The 19,078-nt window shown below is 64.9% G+C and carries 15 protein-coding genes; 8 read left to right on the forward strand and 7 right to left on the reverse strand.

The window, feature by feature from the left end:
* Nucleotides 1–99: 99 nt before the first annotated feature.
* Nucleotides 100–1,299 carry an acyl-CoA dehydrogenase family protein gene (locus tag G6N64_RS02065; RefSeq protein WP_372481207.1) on the reverse strand — a complete coding sequence of 400 codons (1,200 nt, stop codon included), beginning with the start codon at nucleotides 1,297–1,299 and terminating at the stop codon, nucleotides 100–102.
* Nucleotides 1,300–1,406: 107 nt separating this feature from the next.
* Here G6N64_RS02065 and G6N64_RS02070 point away from each other — a divergent pair, with 107 nt between their 5' ends.
* The 4 genes from G6N64_RS02070 (at nucleotide 1,407) to G6N64_RS02085 (ending at nucleotide 7,938) form a co-directional block, all read left to right on the forward strand.
* Nucleotides 1,407–3,008 (forward strand): acyl-CoA carboxylase subunit beta, encoded by a 1,602-nt coding sequence (locus tag G6N64_RS02070; RefSeq protein WP_163795400.1) that lies wholly within the window; start codon nucleotides 1,407–1,409, stop codon nucleotides 3,006–3,008.
* A 5-nt stretch (nucleotides 3,009–3,013) separates the two neighbouring features.
* Nucleotides 3,014–5,029 carry an acetyl/propionyl/methylcrotonyl-CoA carboxylase subunit alpha gene (locus tag G6N64_RS02075; protein ID WP_174266743.1) on the forward strand — a complete coding sequence of 672 codons (2,016 nt, stop codon included), beginning with the start codon at nucleotides 3,014–3,016 and terminating at the stop codon, nucleotides 5,027–5,029.
* Nucleotides 5,030–5,086: 57 nt separating this feature from the next.
* The gene (locus G6N64_RS02080) at nucleotides 5,087–6,241 is read left to right on the forward strand and encodes an acyl-CoA dehydrogenase family protein (RefSeq protein ID WP_163795402.1); all 1,155 of its coding nucleotides are present in this window, start codon (nucleotides 5,087–5,089) and stop codon (nucleotides 6,239–6,241) included.
* A gap of 140 nt (nucleotides 6,242–6,381) precedes the next feature.
* Complete coding sequence (locus tag G6N64_RS02085) at nucleotides 6,382–7,938, forward strand: acyl-CoA synthetase (protein ID WP_163795403.1); 1,557 nt, start codon at nucleotides 6,382–6,384, stop codon at nucleotides 7,936–7,938.
* Nucleotides 7,939–8,403: 465 nt separating this feature from the next.
* Here the strand turns inward: G6N64_RS02085 and G6N64_RS02090 are convergent, their stop codons facing one another.
* From G6N64_RS02090 to G6N64_RS02105, 4 genes are all read right to left on the reverse strand, one after another.
* The gene (locus G6N64_RS02090) at nucleotides 8,404–9,696 is read right to left on the reverse strand and encodes a PucR family transcriptional regulator (RefSeq protein ID WP_163795404.1); all 1,293 of its coding nucleotides are present in this window, start codon (nucleotides 9,694–9,696) and stop codon (nucleotides 8,404–8,406) included.
* A gap of 784 nt (nucleotides 9,697–10,480) precedes the next feature.
* The gene (locus G6N64_RS02095; protein ID WP_163795405.1) at nucleotides 10,481–11,380 is read right to left on the reverse strand and encodes an alpha/beta fold hydrolase; all 900 of its coding nucleotides are present in this window, start codon (nucleotides 11,378–11,380) and stop codon (nucleotides 10,481–10,483) included.
* Between the two features lie 52 nt (nucleotides 11,381–11,432).
* Entirely contained in the window at nucleotides 11,433–11,867 is a 435-nt protein-coding gene (locus G6N64_RS02100) for a PaaI family thioesterase (RefSeq protein WP_011895463.1), read from the reverse strand.
* A 48-nt stretch (nucleotides 11,868–11,915) separates the two neighbouring features.
* Nucleotides 11,916–12,509 carry a TetR/AcrR family transcriptional regulator gene (locus tag G6N64_RS02105; protein WP_174266912.1) on the reverse strand — a complete coding sequence of 198 codons (594 nt, stop codon included), beginning with the start codon at nucleotides 12,507–12,509 and terminating at the stop codon, nucleotides 11,916–11,918.
* Nucleotides 12,510–12,689: 180 nt separating this feature from the next.
* Here G6N64_RS02105 and G6N64_RS02110 point away from each other — a divergent pair, with 180 nt between their 5' ends.
* From G6N64_RS02110 to G6N64_RS02120, 3 genes are read left to right on the forward strand one after another with little or no spacing between them, the layout of a single operon-like run.
* The gene (locus tag G6N64_RS02110) at nucleotides 12,690–14,183 is read left to right on the forward strand and encodes an acetyl-CoA acetyltransferase (protein ID WP_163795407.1); all 1,494 of its coding nucleotides are present in this window, start codon (nucleotides 12,690–12,692) and stop codon (nucleotides 14,181–14,183) included.
* Nucleotides 14,180–15,277 (forward strand): zinc-dependent alcohol dehydrogenase, encoded by a 1,098-nt coding sequence (locus tag G6N64_RS02115; protein WP_163795408.1) that lies wholly within the window; start codon nucleotides 14,180–14,182, stop codon nucleotides 15,275–15,277. The genes G6N64_RS02110 and G6N64_RS02115 overlap by 4 nt, the downstream gene beginning before the upstream one ends.
* Nucleotides 15,278–15,312: 35 nt before the next feature.
* A complete protein-coding gene (locus tag G6N64_RS02120) occupies nucleotides 15,313–15,888 on the forward strand; it encodes a carboxymuconolactone decarboxylase family protein (RefSeq protein WP_372481192.1) in 576 nt (191 codons plus the stop codon).
* 759 nt (nucleotides 15,889–16,647) lie between these two features.
* Here G6N64_RS02120 and G6N64_RS02125 read toward each other — a convergent pair.
* Nucleotides 16,648–17,517, reverse strand: a complete 870-nt coding sequence (locus G6N64_RS02125; protein ID WP_105387184.1) for a metal-dependent hydrolase — start codon at nucleotides 17,515–17,517, stop codon at nucleotides 16,648–16,650.
* A 102-nt stretch (nucleotides 17,518–17,619) separates the two neighbouring features.
* Here G6N64_RS02125 and G6N64_RS02130 point away from each other — a divergent pair, with 102 nt between their 5' ends.
* A complete protein-coding gene (locus tag G6N64_RS02130; protein WP_011895470.1) occupies nucleotides 17,620–18,261 on the forward strand; it encodes a TetR/AcrR family transcriptional regulator in 642 nt (213 codons plus the stop codon).
* Nucleotides 18,262–18,351: 90 nt separating this feature from the next.
* Here the strand turns inward: G6N64_RS02130 and G6N64_RS02135 are convergent, their stop codons facing one another.
* Nucleotides 18,352–18,993, reverse strand: coding sequence for a TetR/AcrR family transcriptional regulator (locus tag G6N64_RS02135; RefSeq protein WP_085981140.1), 642 nt, complete (start codon nucleotides 18,991–18,993; stop codon nucleotides 18,352–18,354).
* Nucleotides 18,994–19,078 lie beyond the last annotated feature (85 nt).

Below are 19,078 nucleotides of genomic sequence, written 5' to 3' on the forward strand. Positions count from 1 at the left end.
CGTGCGGCGACGCAGCCGACTCGCCTCCAAGATGGCTAGCGGTCAGTACCGTCGGCTGTCGAAGCCGACGCTGCTCGCTCGTCGAATGACGAGTTGTACTCATAACCCGATCCGCTTGGCGATGATCTCCTTCATGATCTCGGTAGTACCGCCCCCGATGCCCAGGATGCGCGAGTCGCGATAGTGCCTTTCTACCTCGGTCTCGCGTAGGTAGCCCATGCCACCGTAGAGTTGGACGGCGGTGTCAACGGCGAGCGCGCAGGCCTCTACGGCTTGGTTCTTGGCCATCGAGACCATCCGCACGTCGGTGTCTCCGGCGACGATGCGGTCCACAGCGGCACGGGTGTACGTACGAGCCACGTCGACGGCCGTCGACATATCGACGATCTTGTGCCGCACCACCTGTCGGGTCGATAGCGGTCGACCGAAGGTTTCGCGCTTCTTCACCCAATCCAGCGTCAGGTCGAGGCAGCGCTGGGCCGTGGCGTAGCACTGGACGGCGATGAAAGCACGTTCGACTTGGAACTGTTGCATGATCTGCAGGAATCCGCTGCCTTCGGGGCCAACCAGATTGACCACCGGCACGCGCACGTCGGTGAATCCGAGTTCGGCGGTGTCGGAGCACAGCCAGCCCATCTTCTTCAGTGTCCGCGAGACCGAGAAACCCGCGGCGCCACGCTCCACCACGAGCAGTGAAATCCCCGACGGGCCCGGGCCGCCGGTACGCACGGCGGTGGTCACGAAATCGGCGCGGACACCCGAGGTGATGAACAGCTTCGCACCGTTGACCACGTAGTGGTCGCCGTCGCGCCGTGCGGTAGTGCGGATGCCGGCGACGTCAGAACCGGTGTCTGGTTCGGTGATGCCGAGGCTGCCGATCTTCTCCCCGGCCAGGGTCGGCGCCACGAAGCTGCGGATCTGCTCGGGATCGCCCTGCGCGGCCATATGGGGCACTGCGATGTGATGCGTAAGTAGGCTGGCCAGCAAGCCCGACGAGCCGCCGGCCTCCATCACGGCCTCAGTGAGCAGCACCAGGTCGCGCAGGTCACCGCCGGAGCCACCGATCTCTTCCGCGAACCCGATGCCCAGCAACCCCGCTGCGGCTGCGCGGCGGTGGAGTTCTCTAGGGAGTTCTCCGGCGTCCTCCCAGTCTTGCAGGTGAGGAACGATCTCCTTCTGGGTGAACGACATGGCGAGGTTGCGCAACGAGATGCGCTCGGGCGTCATCCACGGGTCGGCTGCGGCCGCCTCCGCTTCCCGCTGATCCGGCTGTTTCATGTGAGTTGCTCCTGCTGTGATCACTCGGGGACGGCACGATTGCCACGTCGACCCCGATTGTCCGCGAATGTTAATGATCGATAACGTAGCGTGTCAGGAGATCGACGTTGATGTCATTTGGAGGAAAGTTGATTGACGTCCTGCCTGACCGGGTCGACACCCGCGCGCCGGTATACCTCGAGAATCGCGAGGGACTTATCGCGCAGCTCCATGCGCTCGCCGAACAGCTAGCGCTGGCCAACGGTGGCGGCGGCGAGAAGTACGTCGCCCGGCACCGTAGCCGCGGCAAGATGCTGGCTCGGGAGCGCGTCGAGCTGCTCATCGACCCCGACACGGCCTTCCTGGAACTCTGTCCGTTCGCGGCGTGGGGCACGAAGTTTCCGGTGGGCGGCAGCGTTGTGGTCGGCATCGGCATCGTCGAAGGCGTCGAGTCGATGATCATCGCGCACGACCCGACGGTGCGCGGCGGAGCCTCGAACCCCTACACGTTCCGAAAAGTGTTCCGGGGCATGGCAGTCGCCCGCGAGAACCGCCTGCCCATCATCAACGTCGTCGAGTCGGGCGGGGCGGACCTGCCCACGCAGGCCGAGATCTTCGTGCCCGGGGGCCAGCTATTCCACGACCTCACCCAGCACAGCGCGCTGGGCCTGCCGACCCTCGCGCTGGTATTCGGTAACTCGACGGCAGGCGGCGCGTACATCCCCGGCATGTGTGATTACGTGGTGATGGTCCGCAACCGGTCCAAGGTCTTCCTCGGCGGTCCGCCGCTGGTGAAGATGGCGACCGGCGAAGTGTCCGACGACGAGTCGCTCGGCGGCGCAGACATGCACGCCCGCACCTCCGGGCTGGCCGACTACATGGCCGAGGACGAGCAGGACGCCATCAGGATCGGGCGGCGCATCATGGCCAGACTGAACTGGCGCAAGCTCGGGCCCGGACCGACACATTCCCCGGCCCCCCCGCTGCGAGATCCCGACCAACTCCTCGGGATCGCTTCGGTGGACCCCAAGGTTCCCTTCGACCCACGTGATGTCATCGCCCGAATCGTGGACGGGTCCGCCTTCGACGAGTTCAAGCCGCTATACGGCACCTCGCTGGTCACCGGTTGGGCCTCGATCCACGGATACCCGGTAGGGATCCTGGCCAACGCGCGCGGAATCCTGTTCAGCGAGGAGGCGGAGAAGGCCGCCCAGTTCATTCAGCTGGCGAACCAGATCGACACGCCACTGGTGTTTCTGCAGAACACCACCGGCTACATGGTCGGCGCGGAGTACGAGCAGGGTGGCATCATCAAGGACGGCGCGAAGATGATCAACGCCGTCTCAAACAGCGCTGTCCCACACCTGACGATCGTGATGGGCGCGTCCTACGGTGCGGGCAATTACGGGATGTGCGGGCGGTCCTACTCTCCCCGCTTCCTGTTCACCTGGCCCAACTCGCGTTCGGCCGTCATGGGCCCGGCCCAGCTCGCGGGCGTGCTGTCGATCGTGGCCCGCGAGTCGGCCGCCGACAGGGGCCTCCCGTTCGACGAGGAGGCCGACGCGCAGATGCGCGCTGCCGTCGAGGGCCAGATCGAGCGTGAGTCGTTGGCGCTGGCCAACAGCGGCAGGCTCTACGACGACGGGATCATCGACCCGCGCGACACCCGTACCGTTCTCGGGTTCTGCCTGTCCGTGGTCGACAACAGCGAGATCCGTGGCCAACGTGGCTACGGCGTGTTCCGGATGTGATGGCGATGCCCGTGATCAAGAAGCTGCTGGTGGCCAACCGGGGAGAGATCGCCCGACGCGTGTTTCGCACCTGTCGCGAACTCGGCATCGCGACCGTCGCCGTGTACTCCGACGCCGACGCCGACGCCTGGCACGTGGACGATGCCGACGAGGCCGTCCGGCTACCGGGTTCCTCGCCGGCTGAGACCTACCTCGACGGTGACCGGGTGATCGCCGCGGCCCTCCTCACCGGCGCCGACGCCGTCCACCCCGGCTACGGGTTCATGTCGGAGAACGCAAGCTTCGCGCGGGCCTGCGCCGACGCCGGGCTCGTGTTCGTCGGCCCGCCGCCGGATGCCATCGATGCGATGGGCTCCAAGCTGACGGCCAAGGCGATGATGGCCGATGCGGGGGTGCCGGTCCTCCCGGGCGGCGACGCCACCGGCCTGGACTCCGAGCAGCTGCGCAAGCTCGGCGCCGAGATCGGCTACCCGCTGCTGGTCAAGGCGAGCGCCGGCGGCGGCGGGCGCGGGATGCGGGTCGTCGAGTCGGCCGACGAGCTCGACGGAGCCGTGGCCTCGGCCTCGCGCGAGGCGATGTCGGCGTTCTCGGACGGCACGGTGTTCCTAGAGCGTTACGTGCAGCGTCCCCGCCACGTTGAGATCCAGCTGTTGGCCGACATGCACGGCACGGTTGTCTCGCTGTTCGAGCGGGAGTGCTCGGTGCAGCGCCGCCACCAGAAGGTCATCGAGGAGGCGCCCTCCCCCGTCGTCGACGACGAGATGCGCGCGCGGATGGGTGCGGCGGCGGTCGCGGCGGCACAGGCCGTGGGTTACGTCGGGGCCGGAACGGTCGAGTTCGTCCTCGACGCGAACGGCGGCGATGACGACGGGACGTTCGCCTTCCTGGAGATGAACACCCGGCTGCAGGTCGAGCACCCGGTCACCGAACTCGTCACCGGGCTCGACCTCGTGCGCCTGCAGCTGCTGGTGGCGATGGGTCGGCCACTGCCCGCCGATGTGAGCAAGCCGCGGATCACCGGCCACGCGGTCGAGGCCCGGCTCTACGCCGAGGACCCCACTAAGGGCTACCTGCCGCAGACCGGGACCCTGCGCACCATCCAGATCCCGAACCACGTCGGGGTCCGGGTGGACTCCGGCGTGCGCGACGGCTCGGTGGTCAGCCACCACTACGACGCCATGCTGGCCAAGGTGATCGCCTGGGCGCCCACCCGCGCCGAGGCGCTCGGCGCGCTGTCCGCCGCGCTCGCCGGCGCCCGGATCCACGGACTCACCACCAACCGGGATCTCCTGGTTCGCGTTCTGCGCCACGACGAGTTCGCCGGACGCGGCACCGACACCGGGTTCCTCGACCGCCACGACGTGGCCGGCCTCGGCGCAGCCCTCATCGACAGCGACGGGGAGGGCTTGCACGCCGTCGCGGCCACACTCGCCCAGGTCGCGGGACGCCGCGCGGCGGCCCCCGTCCAGCCGACCCTGCCTGTCGGGTGGCGCAACAACCCGTCCCAACTGCAGGCCACCGGATGGCTGACCGCCGACGGCCGGGAGCGACGGGTGGGCTATGCGCTGCTCCGCGACGGCGTCGAGGTCGAAGTCGACGGCAAGCCGGTCGAAGACGTCAGCGTGCTCGTGCAGCGGCCGGACCGGGTGGTCCTGGAGACCGGCGGGGTACGGCGCGCCTACGACGTCGTCCTCGACGCCGACATTGCCTACGTTGACAGCCCTGCCGGGTCCACTGCGTTTACCCAGGTACCACGGTTCCTGGACCCGAGCGCGCTGAAGCCGGCGGGCTCCCTGACGGCGCCTATGCCGGGTTCGGTGATCCGGCTGCCCGTCGCCGCGGGCGACGTCGTGACGGCCGGGCAGGCGTTGGTCGTGGTGGAGGCGATGAAGATGGAACACACCATCGTCAGCCCGATCGACGGGATCGTCGCCGAGCTTTCGGTCGAGGTGGGTCAGCAAGTGTCAACCGGCGATGCCCTCGCGGTGGTCGGAGCGGCCGCCGGTGCAGACCAGGATTGACACCATCCGACCCGTCACCGGCCCCGGTGGCGGGTGACATCGAAGTAGGAGAGCGGTATGGAACTGCACGAGACCGAGGAGCGGCGAGCGCTGCGCAAGGCCGTGTCCGAGATCGCCAAGGACTTCGGGCACGACTACTACGTGGCCAAGTCGCTCGGCGGGGAAAAGAGTTCGGAACTCTGGCACGCCGTGGGGAAACAGGGGTTCCTCGGGGTCAACATCGCCGAGGAGTACGGGGGCGGCGGCGGCGGCATCTACGACATGCAGATCGTCGGTGAGGAACTGGCCACGGCCGGCTGCCCGCTGCTGATGACGGTGGTCTCCCCCACCATCTGCGGCACGATCATCGAGGCTTTCGGCAGCGACGAACTCAAGGCGCGCTGGCTGCCGGGCATCGCCAGCGGCGAGGTCATCATGGCGTTCGCGATCACCGAGCCGGATGCGGGCTCGAACTCGCACAACATCTCCACCCAGGCCAAGCGCGTCGGTGGGGATTGGGTGCTCAACGGCACCAAGTACTACATTTCCGGCGTCGACGAGGCGGAGGCCATCCTGGTCGTTACCCGCACCGCGACGGATGATCGCGGACGCGGACGGCTGAGCCTGGTCGTGGTCCCGACCGACGCGCCGGGGTTGACCAAGACCCTCATCCCGGTGCAGGCCGTTACACCAGAAAAGCAGTTCACTCTGTTCTTCGACGACGCACGGGTGCCGGCCGAGAACCTGATCGGCGCGGAAAACGACGGTCTGCGTCAGGTGTTCATGGGCCTCAATCCCGAACGGATCATGGGCGCCGCCCTGGGGAACGGCATCGGCCGCTACGCGCTGGACAAGGCCTCTGCCTACGCGCGCGAGCGCAAGGTTTGGGACGTGCCGATCGGAGCCCACCAGGGTTTGTCCCACCCGCTTGCGCACGCCAAGATCCAGCTCGAGCTGGCGCGGCTGATGACCCAGCGCGCGGCCTCACTGCACGACGCCGGCGATCCCGGTTCGGCGGAGGCGTCCAACATGGCAAAATACGCTGCGGCCGAGGCGGGCATCCTCGCCCTCGACCAGGCGATCCAGACCCACGGCGGCAACGGGTTGGCCACCGAGTACGGGCTGGCCACTCTCTGGGGCCCGGCACGGCTGATGCGGACCGCGCCGATCAGCCGAGAGATGATCCTCAACTACGTAGCACAGCACAGCCTCAACCTGCCACGCTCGTACTGAGCATCCTTCATCCGATCGTGTCCGTTCCGATGGACATGGGCGGACGGCATCGACCGAGTGGCCCTCAGGGCCCCGGCGCTGCCCCACCGAGCCATTCTCAACTAGCAGGAGCCGCCGACGCGGCGGCAGAGGAGTACGCCATGGATCGCGGTATCGGTCAGTGGGTCACCAAACGGGCCTTCCTCAACGGGCAGCGCACGGCGTTCGTCTGCGGTGACACCAGCTTCACTTATTCCCAACTCGAACAGCGCACCAATCAGGTGGCCTCGAACCTGCTGCGTCTTGGCGTCCGCAAGGGGGACCGAGTGGCCGTGCTCCTGGTGAACTCGGTCGAGTTCATGGAGGTCCTACTCGGTTGCGCGAAGATCGGCGCCATCACCATCCCGATCAACGTCCGGCTCGCCGGCCCGGAGATCGGCTACATCCTCGCCGACGCCGGCGCCGACACGCTGATCTTCCACCACCCGCTCGCGGCGGCCGCGGTCAGCGCGCTGGCCGAGCCGGGGGTCCGGGTCCGGCACACCGTCCGAGCCGGGGGCGCCGCGGCCAACGGCGAGACCTCCTACGCCAACCTTCTCTCCGGCGGCGCCCCCGAGGCTCTCGACAACGACGTCGACGGCCATGACCCGGCGTTCATCATGTACACCTCGGGCACCACCGGCCGCCCGAAGGGCGCCATCCTCACCCACGACAACCTGCTGTGGAACGCCGTCAACGTTCTGGGCACCGATCAGGGCCTGAACGGCAGCGACGTGACCGTGGCCGTGGCCCCGATGTTCCACATCGGCGGGCTCGGGGTGCATACGCTGCCATTGCTCTACGTCGGCGGGACTAGCGTGATCCTCCCGTCGTTCGACCCGGTGGGCACGCTCATGGCGATGGCAAAGAGCCGAGCGACCGTGCAATTCATGGTGCCGGCGATGTGGTCGGCGCTGACGCAGGTGCCCGACTTCGACTCCTACGACCTCTCGGCGCTGCGGTTCGCCATGGGCGGCGGCGCGCCGGTGCCGTTGACCGTCATCGACTTCATGCAGCAACGCGGCGTCCCCTTCACCGAGGGATTCGGGATGACCGAGACTGCACCGATGGTCTCGGTCTTGGACGCCGCCAACATCACGACGCGGGCCGGGTCGATCGGCCGGGTCGCCATGCACGTCGATGCCCGTATCGTGGACGCCGACGACCGGGACGTCCCGGTCGACACCGTCGGCGAACTCCTGGTGCGCGGACCCAACGTGTTCGTCGGGTACTGGATGAAGCCGGCGACGACTGCCGAGGCCTTCCGGGGCGGCTGGTTCCACACCGGCGACCTCGGCCGGATCGACGCCGACGGCTACATCACGCTGGTCGACCGCAAGAAGGACATGATCATCTCGGGCGGGGAAAATGTCTACCCCATCGAGGTGGAGCAGGTCCTGTTCCGTCACCCCGGTGTGCTGGACGCCGCGGTCGTCGGCGGTCCGGACGACAAGTGGGGTGAGCGCGTCGTCGCCGTGGTGGTGGCCGACCCAGCCGCCGAACAGGAACCCGGCGCCGACGAACTGATCGCTTGGTGCCGCGAACGGCTGGCGCATTTCAAGTGCCCGCGCGAGGTGCACCTCCTTCCCGAGTTGCCCCGCAACGCCACCGGAAAGCTCCTCAAGACGGAGTTGCGCAAGCGATTCACCGGTGTCGAGGGCGGCGTCGTCCAGCGCTGAGGCACGACACCGGAGGCGGAGCGCGGGTTTGGGAAGTGTTGTCGCGACGAGTAACCGCGGTCACCGCTGCAACTAGATGAAGATGTTAATTGTCGCTAACGTCTAGCGCGTGGCAAGACCACGCGCGCCACTTGTCGGATGTTCTTATGCCTCCTGGTTGTCTGGGCCGACAAGTCGCAACCTGCGCCACGACTCGCCTGTCGCCTTGCGCGATGGGTGCTTGAGCGTGTCTGACGTCGATGAGCTTCGGTGAAAGGGGTGCTTCAGCTCCGTACGGCGGCGATCGACGACTCCACTCGATCAGCCTGCCCGCAGCAGAGCCCCGCGGCAGCGTCGAAACATGAATCGAACTCGGATTATCAGGCCGGGCGGCGCCGGATCGTCGCGCTGACCATCCTCAGATTCGGCGTGTTCGTCAGTAGACGGCACAGTTACGCAGCAAGGGCGTTCGCGGGACACGAACGACTAGGACCGCCCCAAGGCTTGTGTTGGGTTCAGTGCTACTTCGCCGAGCCAATAGCACATCAGTAGGGCGACCTCGACGTCTAATCGTTCCGCGGCGATCGGGCGACCGCGGCGCTCGAGTGCTCGATTTACGCGATACTTGACGGTATTGGCGTGTATCTGCAATTCGTTGGCCGCGGCTTTGAAGCTGGAACCGGCACGCAAGAACACCCTCAGCGTGTCTCGTAGACGCTGGTCCGATGCAGTGTTCTGAGCCAACGGGCCCAGCACATCGTGAATCCATTCCTTCAGAGTCGCGTCATCGGTCATCAGCATCGAGGCCAGGGCCACACCGGGATCTCGTGCAGCGACGATCCGGTGCCGTGAGGAGCCGTCGGCTGCCATCGCGACCACACGGGCCTGCTCAGCCTGTCGGTAGGTGCGACGGAAGCCTTCAATCCCCGGAAGTGGTTCACCGACGGAAAGTCTTGGGCCGTCAGGTTGAGCCCGGACGAAGTCGCGCAGCTGCGATAAATGGTCCGACGGGCGGTGAACCGTCATCCATGCGCATCCGACGAGGCGGTCGATGGAGAAGTAGACCGATTGCTTCGCTCCAGTGGCGGAGACCGCGTGTTGCATGAAGCGCTCCATGGCGATGAACTCGTCGGTGTCGGCGCCCGCATCTCGGTCGAGCCATACCATGAGAGCCACATGCGTTGCGCCCAAGAAGTACCTCATAGCCGACGACGCCTCGGTCAGGTCTACGTCGCGTCCGTCGAGGATCTCTCGAATGGCTTGTGCACGCAAACTTCGTCGGCTCTCGTCCCACTCCGCGCGTTCAGTCTGATATGTCTCCAAGACCTGCTCAGACATCCAGTCGATGTAGCGGAAAGACACACGGGTGATGTGTTCAATGAGCGCCAATTTCTCCTCGGGCGGTAGGTCCGCGCTCCGAAGGCCAGCGATGATGAGGTTCAATCCATACTGGTGCCCGAGCCTGTATGCCCGCAGCAGCGCGTTGACGGGTACCTCGCGTTGCGCCATCCTCCGGGCGTGTTCAAGGGCGGCCGTCGGTGACTCCATGCGGTCGAACGGGATCGAGTGACGGACGACGGAGAACCAAGTGTCTACGTTCGCGGCGACGGTGTCACTCAGTAGCTCTTTGAGCTGTTGATCGGCAGCGAGTTCGGCAACTTGCTCAATCAGAAGGCCATGTATGGACTCGGGCAATTCTCTGACGAGGTCGCCGAGGTCTCGGAATAGGTGATGAACCGCGTGACCGGGGGTGTCTTGAACTTCGGATGAATCAAGCACAGCTGCGACCGTACTCGATTACTTGTCTTTGCGAGACAACAGACGCCCGCAGGTTCGACCCTTCGAGACATACCGATCGCGGCTCCGGGTATCTACGCTGTTAAGGAGCGGTGAGCCACGTTTTACCATTTCAGCAGCCGAACGAGCCATTGCTGTGGGCCACGGCGAACGGCTGCGCGTGACGAGGAAGGCGGAGGCATGAGTTGTCTGCTCGCAATAACCTTGTTTGCGGCCTTCGCGGCCGGAGCAGCCCCATTGCGAGGAACGATCAGCACCGCCCTGGCCGCAATAGACGACTTTCTCGATCGTTTCGGCCACGAAGTTTCCGGAACTGCTCATGCGAAGGAACGCCCGCCGCTCTGACGAGGTGGTCGAATCGGGCGCCGGATATGCCCGCCCGCCTCCCGCATACCGAAGCTGAAGCCTGGATAGCAGTAGGCTCCCCTCTGGACTCGCCCCCGGCCGTCGACTGACTCCAAGATCCCAACAGCAGCGCCGATCTGATCCGGGTCGCCCCGGCGGCGGGTGTGATCGTCAAGGTGTGCGGGCACTGGTTCGGAGAACTCCGACCGCTCGATCCGACCTGGACAGCGCCCACCAGCAAAATGCTTCGGTTCGAATGATAATTCGGCCCAGGCGATGGTCGAACCACACGGTTTGGCATCGCTGCCTTCGGATGCGCCGATACTGCGCCGCCGGGGTTCCGTTCATGGAGGTAGTTCTGACACCTCGACAACGAACCAGAGTGGCCGGGCCGCGGCCATCGCAGGGCCCTGAATGACGCTCAGTCCGACGAGTCGTTCAGCGTGCGGTCGAGAAAATCTGCGACTGCCGAGGCGAAGGCGTCGTTGTCGTCGCCCGCAACCATGTGGCCCGTGCCCGAAACGTCGACAGCCTCGGCGTGCGGTACGACTTCGAGGAACTCCTCGACCGACTGCTGCGACGTCACGTCGGAGTGAACGCCGCGAATGAGAAGCGTTGGTGCTCGCACCCGGCGGGCCCCTTCGATGAGAAGGTCGCTTATGGCGCCGAATTCTTTGGCACCAGTTGCTGGGTCGCCCTGCAGGAACTCGAAGTTGGAAGCTATGAACGCCGGATCCCATCGCCAGATCCACCGACCGTCGTCGCGCTGCTGCAAGACCTTTCGGAGGCCGTCCAAGTTCTTGGGCCGAGCGCGATGCCGGTTGTACTGGGCAATGACGTCCGCGGCCGCGTCCAGTGTATCGAATCCGTCGGGATGGGCGCCCATGAAGGACACGACCCGGCGTGCTCCGTGAAACTCCATTCGCGGAGTTATGTCGACCAGTACGACGGCTCCCCACAGATCGGCAGGCGCCACCAAATGCGTTCCCAACACCGTCATGCCGCCCAAGGATGCGCCAACGACAGCTGGCGGGCGGCCATCGCTGGCATATCGGCGAATGGACAGCAGGTCGGATGCAAGTCGGTCGAGATCGTATCGACCATCGGGGTCCCACTCGCTGTCGCCGTGACCGCGGGCGTCGTAAGCGACGACGGTATACCCGCGCGCGTGTAAGCGGCGCGCCGTAGTCGCCCAGGCATGGCGGTTCTGTCCACCGCCGTGCAGCAGTATGACGACCGCGCGGGCGGATTCGTGTCGGTAGACATCGGCTGCAAGGGCGGTTCCGTCTTCGTTGCGGACGCGCTCGAACGTTGAGGTCATTTGCTGTGTCCTCGATGGTCGCCTTGGGCAGCGTTCTCGTTCCGCGACCGGATCACGAGGCGCTCTGGGCGACGACGGTCACTGTTCCCTGTGCGGCGCATACCGGGCGTCCCGTATTGGTGATGTCGATCCTGGCGACGCCGCTACGCTTACCCAGCGCGATGATGTCGGCGACCGCAACGCAGACTCCACTGGACACCGGACGTAGGAGGTTCAGTTTGAATTCGGTTGTGGCCACCCATGACCCAGGTGGGATCACCGGATAGAACACCACGCCCAAGCAGTGGTCGACCATCGCTGACAGGCATCCGCCATGCAGAGTGCCGAAGGGAGTCAACAAATCGGCTCGGGCGTCCATTTCCACTACCAGTCTCCCGGCGGAGAACTCGATGTGGCGGAAGTCCAAGTACTTGGCGAGCCCTCCCGAGGTTCCCCCCGCGTGCTGGAGCTCCTCGGCTATTTGCTTGTTGAACTGGGGGAAGTCCATGGTCAGCGCCTCGTTTCGTTCAGCGATACCGATGCCATCGCTGAGACACTACTCCGCAGTTGTCGCAGCAATGCAACTGTGAGTGTCGGCCAGTAGCGCGGGAAGCAGGAATCGGCGCAAGAAAGCGTCGATTCCTTCGGGGCTGCGGTGCCGGGGGCCGCGAACCGAGAGCAAGCTGAGGATGATGCGCAAAATCCATTCGGCGGCGTCATCGACCGAAACGCCGGCTTCGAGTTGATGCCAGTGTGCGGCGAACACGGGTCGCAGAAACTCGGCGACGAGTTCGAACAGCGCCACCGACGTTCCCTCGGCCAGTCCCACGCCGGCGAGTTCATCGTCGCTGGCGAAGAGCATGCCGATTATCGGTTCGCGGCGTGCCGCGCGCACCGTGACTGCAACGAAGTCCAGTATGGCAGAGCCCAAGTCGGTGTGCGCCAAGATCCGTCCGCTGGTGCGGTGCAGGTAGCGTTCCGCTGCGCGGACGATGACACCGGATACGACGGATTCGCGACTCGCGAAGTAGCGATAGACCGTGGCGCGCGATACGCCCGCTTGCCTGGCGATATCCTCCATCGTGGTGCCCGACAGCCCCTTGCCTTGCAGGCACGTTTCGGCGGCGTCTAGTAGGCGATCGCGCGCCATATCGCGGTTTCGCCCAGGAGTCGCGTCGCCCCGCCGCAACGATCTCTTCGTCACGGGTACGAGTATGCCCTGTCAAGGGACTCGCTCTGTCGAACACCCGCGGTTGTCGCATGGAAACGGATGTGACAATATCGCAGTCGTGTCGCATAGAAGACCTCGACGATGAGCGTGATCTGACCGTTGGCCATCCCACCACGCACTCCAGTTGTCGTCGGCGTCGGTGAACTCACACATCGCGGTGAAGGCACCGTCGATCCCATCGATTTGGCCGCCGAGGCCGCGCGTCGAGCACTGCATGATGCGTCGGCCGCGATCGGGCATCGCATCGATACCGTGGCGACGCCCGGAATCTTGATGATCCCACGCGACAACCCCGCGTCGAGGATTGCCGAAGCGACTGGACTGACGCCGAATCATCGCATCAGTTGTCCGGTCGGCGGCAACACCCCCCAGTATCTGGTCGAGGTCCTCGGCCGCCGCATTTGGCGCGGCGTCAGCGACGCGGCTCTGATCGTCGGAGCGGAAAGCGGCGCGTCAGCACGCAAAGTCGCATCCGGTAGCGCACTTTTGGAGCCCAAACCCGTCGCAGCACAGGACGAGTCACTCGGTGACACCCGCCCGGGACTGAGCGAAGCCGAGATGGGCGCCGGGTTACATTGGCCGCACGAGGTGTACCCGATCTTCGAATCCGCGATCGCGGCCCGATCAGGCCGCACATTCGACGAACAGCGCCGCTGGCTGGGTGACTTGATGGCTCCGTTCACGGTTGAGGCGTCCCGACATCCCGAGCAGGCCTGGTTTCCGCGTGCCCGTAGCGCAGACGAGCTCAGCACGGTCTCCCCGGCTAACCGGATGGTGTGCGAGCCGTATCCGAAGCTGCTCAACAGCATCATTGCCGTGGATATGGCTGCCGCTTTCGTGATCATGGCCGCCGAAGTCGCCGAGGAACTCGGAGTGCCCAGTGATCGTTGGGTCTTCCCGTGGTCGTCGGCCACATGCAACGACGTGTATTTCCCGGTTCAGCGGCCTGATCTGGGTCGTTCCGCCGGAATAAGGGCCGCCGGCAAGGCGGTATTGGCGGCCAGTGGACTTCACATCGACGACATCAGATGGTTCGATTTCTACTCTTGCTTTCCTTCCGCGGTCGAGGCGGCGATCGACGCCTTGGATCTCGACCCGGCGGATGACCGCGGGTTCACGGTGACCGGCGGACTGCCCTACCACGGAGGGCCGGGTAACAACTATGTCAGCCATTCGATCGTCGAGATGGTGCGACGCTGCAGGAGCGACCCGGACGCCGTCGGGCTCGTGTCCGGACTGGGCTGGTACATCACAAAGCACTCGCTGGGTCTGTGGTCGGCGACCCCACCGCCAACGGGATGGCAGACTCCGGACATGGCCGATGCGCAGTCTGCGATCGACGGCACCTCCCTCCCGGTCGCTTCTCCCGCCGACGCATCCGGAGAGGCGACCATAGATGGATACACCGTCGTGCACGACCGTGACCAAGGCCCCTCCTGGGTGCCGATTTTCGCGCGCATGACCGACGGCCGCCGCGTCGCGGCGCGCAGTGACGATGCCGAGGTGGCGGTGGCAATGTCACGAGACATGTGCGTCGGACACCAAGTCGCCGTGCGGCAGGCCGACGGACACGTCGAATTCGAACTGTCGTGAACGCCGACGCGCTCGTGCTGACCAAGCCGCGCACCCTTGAACGGCGGCATCTTCCGGTGCCGCGCATCGACGACGAGTCCGGTCTCCTGCGGATCGAGGCGTGCGGGCTCTGCGGAACCGACCACGAGCAGTTCAGCGGACACCTGCCGACGGGGTTCGCCTTCATCCCCGGACACGAGATCATCGGCGTCATCGAGGGAATCGGTGACGCCGCGCGCCAGCGTTGGGGCGTCTCGGTGGGTCAGCGAGTCGCCGTCGAGGTGTTCCGATCGTGTCGGGAGTGCGACTCGTGCGGCCGCGGCGAGTATCGCAGGTGCTCGAGCAACGGCCTCGCCACCATGTTCGGCTTCGTCGACGCCAACATCCCGCCCGGCCTGTGGGGAGGCTACGCAACCCACCTGCATCTGCCGTTCGATTCCATGTTGTTGCCGGTCCCGGACGGACTCGACCCGATCGTCGCGACGTTGTTCAATCCGCTTGGCGCAGGGATCAAATGGGCTGCCATGTTGCCCGAGACAAGCCCGGGCGACGTCGTCGCGGTCCTCGGACCAGGGATCCGCGGGATTTGTGCTGCCGTAGCCGCCAAGGAGGCCGGAGCGGCATTCGTCGCGATGACCGGGGTCGGCCCTCGCGACCGAACTCGGCTAGCCGCAGCCCACCAGTTCGGCGTGGACCTGACCATCGACGTCACCGAAGACGACCCGGCGCAGGCCCTGCAAATGGCGACCGGCCGGCTCGCAGATGTCGTCGTCGACGTCACCGCGAAGGCGCCAGCCGCATTCGCGGACGCCGTCGCACTCGCGCAGCCCGGCGGACGCGTGGTGGTCGCGGGCACACGCGGCGGCGGAGGAGCGCCGGGCTTCGAGCCAGACCTGCTCGTATTCAAAGAACTACGCATCTTCGGTTCGTTGGGGGTCGATTACCCCGCCTACCAGAGCGCCATCGAGCTGCTGGTCTCTAGGCGTTGGCCCTTCGAAGAATTGCACCGCGAGATCACCGGTTTCGCCGGCCTGCCCGGGCTGCTCGACCTTCTGGCCGGCAACGAGCCGGACCGGGTTCCCGCTCTGCACAACGTCTTTGTGCCGATCGCCTGACAGCGCCAACTAGCGCCCAACCGGAAGGATCCACCGTGAGCAGCCAAAGCCGGGTTGACATGCTTGCCCTGACAGATGCCCGCGAGCGCGCCGCTCAATGCGGGATTCCGGACGCCATGGCTGAACTGTCTGTTTTCAGGATCGCGCTTCATCAGCCCCCTGTGGCCGTCGCATTGCATGGAATGCTGGAGGCGTTGCTGTGGAAAGGCGCGCTGGATGCGCGTTTACGGGAGCTGATCATCATGCGAATCGGCTGGGTCACTGATTCGGTCTATGAATGGACGCAACACTGGAGGGTTGCCCGCTTGCTCGAAGTGCCCGAACGCGACCTGCTCGGGGTGCGCGACTGGCAGAACGCCGGCCACTTCGGCGAAGCCGAGCGGGCGGTACTGGCGGCGACAGACGAGACGTTGCGTGACGGCACCATCTCGGATGAAACCTGGGCTGAGTGTCAGCGCGCGTTGCACGGGGACCCGGCCGTCCTCGTCGAACTCGTCGCCGCGATCGGGAATTGGAGATTGTTCTCAGCGCTGCTGCGGTCCTTGCACGTGCCGCTAGAAGACGGCCTCGAAGCATGGCCCCCTGACGGAGTTCGACCCTCCGTTGACTGAAGGGTGATCGGCTCGCCATGTCGACTCCGTGCTATGACTCTGCCCCTAGCACCTGTTGGTCGGGATCTGACGATGTCGAACGGTCGGGCGGTTGCATCTGCAGACGGCGATTCCACCACCGAGGATTGCGCCGGGCCTGAAGCCTGAGCCGACGGAATTCCATCCGCTGCAGTCGAAGGAGAACTGGAACACCCACCAGCGGGACGATCGCACCACGGACCGCACCTCGGCGACCATTCTCCAGCAATCCGGCTACAGCACTGAGTCCCGAAATGTAGAGAATACCGTTGTAAGGCACCAGGATTGGGCCGCATAGTCCTTCGCACTCGGACAGGCTTGGCACACCAAATCTCCAGCGCTTCGGCCAGTGTATGAAGTGAGCCAACACGGTCGTCAGGAACAGGCCGTTCACAACACCGAGGACAGCCTCGTGACGCTTATCGGCACGTTCCGCCATGCGAAGTACTACTGCGGTGCTCATGCCCCAACCCGTCGCTGCCGGCACCGGACCAATCACCGACGCGAACGGCATCGCAACTCCGGACAGCAATTCGTAGAAGACATGCGCGCCCGCTGACACGGCGCCAACTTGTGTCCAGATTTGCCGGGACGTCTTCGGACGCTCGCGGGACGGCGGTAATGGCCCTTCCGCCCGCATCAGCGGAATGCCTGAACGCGCGATGCGGCCACGGCGCAACGCACTTCTTCGTGAAGAGGTCGTTCCATATGGCGGCTTTCACCACAAAAGTACTTGTCGACCTACACATTACTCCGTAGCTGTTGGCCGCCATCGGCGTCGAAGAGTTCCTTGGTCCAACGTTCGAGGATTTCTGCGCTATCCCAGTCGTCGGGATGGAACCCGGCGTGGGTGTAGGAACGGAAGCGCTCAATCGCTGCTCGGCTGAACAGCGGGTTATGACGGAAGGCTCGAAGGCTGCGCAGCAACCGCACCGGGTTGTAGGCGGCACGATCGCCGGCCAGAGAGCGGGTGGTCTGGATGACCAACTCGGTGAACAATAGGAGACTGGCGATCCGCATTCCCCAGACCCTGGTGCGTTCGCTTCCACCGACCGTCTCGTAGACATCGAAAGCGACGGCCTTGTGCTCGCATTCCTCCAGTGCGTGCCAAAGCAGAATCGGCCGCACCTCGGTGTAGCCGATCAGTTCTTGAGCTTCGTCGCTGGTGAGAATGATCTCGGCGAATGTCGCCGTGTAGTGCTCGAGGGCTGCCGTCACAGCCAGGCGCATCTTGGGAGAAAAACGCTTCTCGAGTCGGCCAACCAACTTCTTGATATGCCGATCGATCCCCTCGGTGGGATAGCCCATCGCTTGAAGGCGATCGTTGAGCAGCCGATGCTGGTGCCGGTGGGTGGCCTCTTGAGCGATGAATCCCTTGACCGCCTCCTTCAGGTCAGCGTCGCTGATGTGGTCCCGGTACTCGCGGACTGACCGGATGAAGAAGTCTTCGCCTTCGGGGAACGTGGCCGACAAGGTGGACACAAAGTGGCTCATCACCAAGTCGCCATCGACGAAGTGCTGCCGGCTGGTCCCAGCAGGCATGTCGAATCGGACACGGCGGGGCTTCGGGACGACCCGCGTGGTGGGCCGTGTGGACGAATCGTCGCTCATGTTGTTCTCCTGTTGTCATGGGCACTGATGATCTGACTTTACGCCTAGTCAGAATTAGATGGCAAGCTATGCGTTGTGCGATCGGTGCGGGTGTACAGCGGGATGTCCGCCGAGGAGCGTCACCGGAACAGGCGCACGCGTCTCATCGAGGCCGCGATGGAGTTGATCGGCACGCACGGCGTTGCCGCCGCCACGGTGACTGCCGTATGCGCTGAGTCCGGCGTGACGTCACGCTACTTCTATCAGCATTTCCCTGACAGAGACGCCCTCTTGCGAGCTGTCTACCAGCAGCTCTACGCAACCTTCCAGGAGGTGATAGTTGACGCGATCCCCGATGCCGGCGCCCCACCCGAGGTGCTCGCGTACGCGCCGATCCGCGGGCTGGTCAGCATGATCAACAACGATCCTCGACTGGGTCGGATCTTGTTCGTGGAATCTGCAACGGAGCCGCTGCTTCGGGAGTTACGCAGCGACATGATGACCGGTTTCACCGACCTCGTATTGCGTGAGGCCAGACTTCACCTTGACATCGCCGACTCCGCAGTGGGCGTTGCCCATTTGGCCTCGACATTGGGCGTGGGTGGGTTATTCGAAGTCTTGCGCCGCTGGCTCGACGGAGAACTCGAGTTCACCACCGATGAACTCGTTCAGCACTGCGCAGGTTTCCTGGGCAGCCTCGGCAGCTATGTGCTGCTGCAGAACGCAGTCGAGTCGGCCACGACCAAAGCCAAACCTCAGAGCTAGCTTCTGGCGCCTCCCGGCCGCGCTTCGCGAATGTCGAGGTGCCTCCGCTTGCTTCATTCCGGACTGAACACTGAACGCCGCTGTACAACATTAGAGGCCAGCGTCGTCGACCAAATAACGTTCGGCGAGCGTCTCGGCAAGCCGACTCGTGTGCTCCACGATCTCCCCCTGGATGACGTCAAGCAAACCTGCATGCCATGCGGTGATCAATTCGACGAAGCCACCAACGGCCACCAGTGTGTCCATTCGAAGGGCGGTTTCATCGGCTTCCGGCCTCAGGTGTGGCTCACTGGCTGCGATCACCAGGTGTGTCGCCTCCTGCAGTGCGACAGCGCGCCGATCCTGAAGCGGGGAACTGCCCACGTGTTGAGCCAGTAGAATCTTCGCCCTGCCCGGATCCTCTGCAATCCGGTCGACCACCGCGGCGATGGTCACGCGGATGGTCTCCATCGGCGGCTGCCCGATGCGTTCTGCGAGCGTCGCAGAAACCTCACCGAGCATCTCGTTGCGCACGCCGTCCCATGCAGCGACAAGTAACTCGTCGCGGGTCTTGAAGTCTTCGTAGAAGTAACGGTCGTTCAGGCCGGTTTTGGCGCACACTCCTCTCATCGTGACTGCTGCCCAACCGCTTTCACTCCAGATTTCCGTCGCGGCATCAATGAGGCGCTGACGGCGCTCCGCCCGGCGTTCAGCACCGGTACGCCCGCCCCATCTCTTCGACCGCGTCCGCACATGTCCATCTTGGCAAACCACAGTAGGTCGCAACAATCTGGTGGCATCCGCCACCAGTGGGGGCGCGTGCCACCATAGGACTCCG

Source organism: Mycolicibacterium sediminis, assembly GCF_010731735.1.
GTDB lineage: Bacteria > Actinomycetota > Actinomycetes > Mycobacteriales > Mycobacteriaceae > Mycobacterium > Mycobacterium sediminis.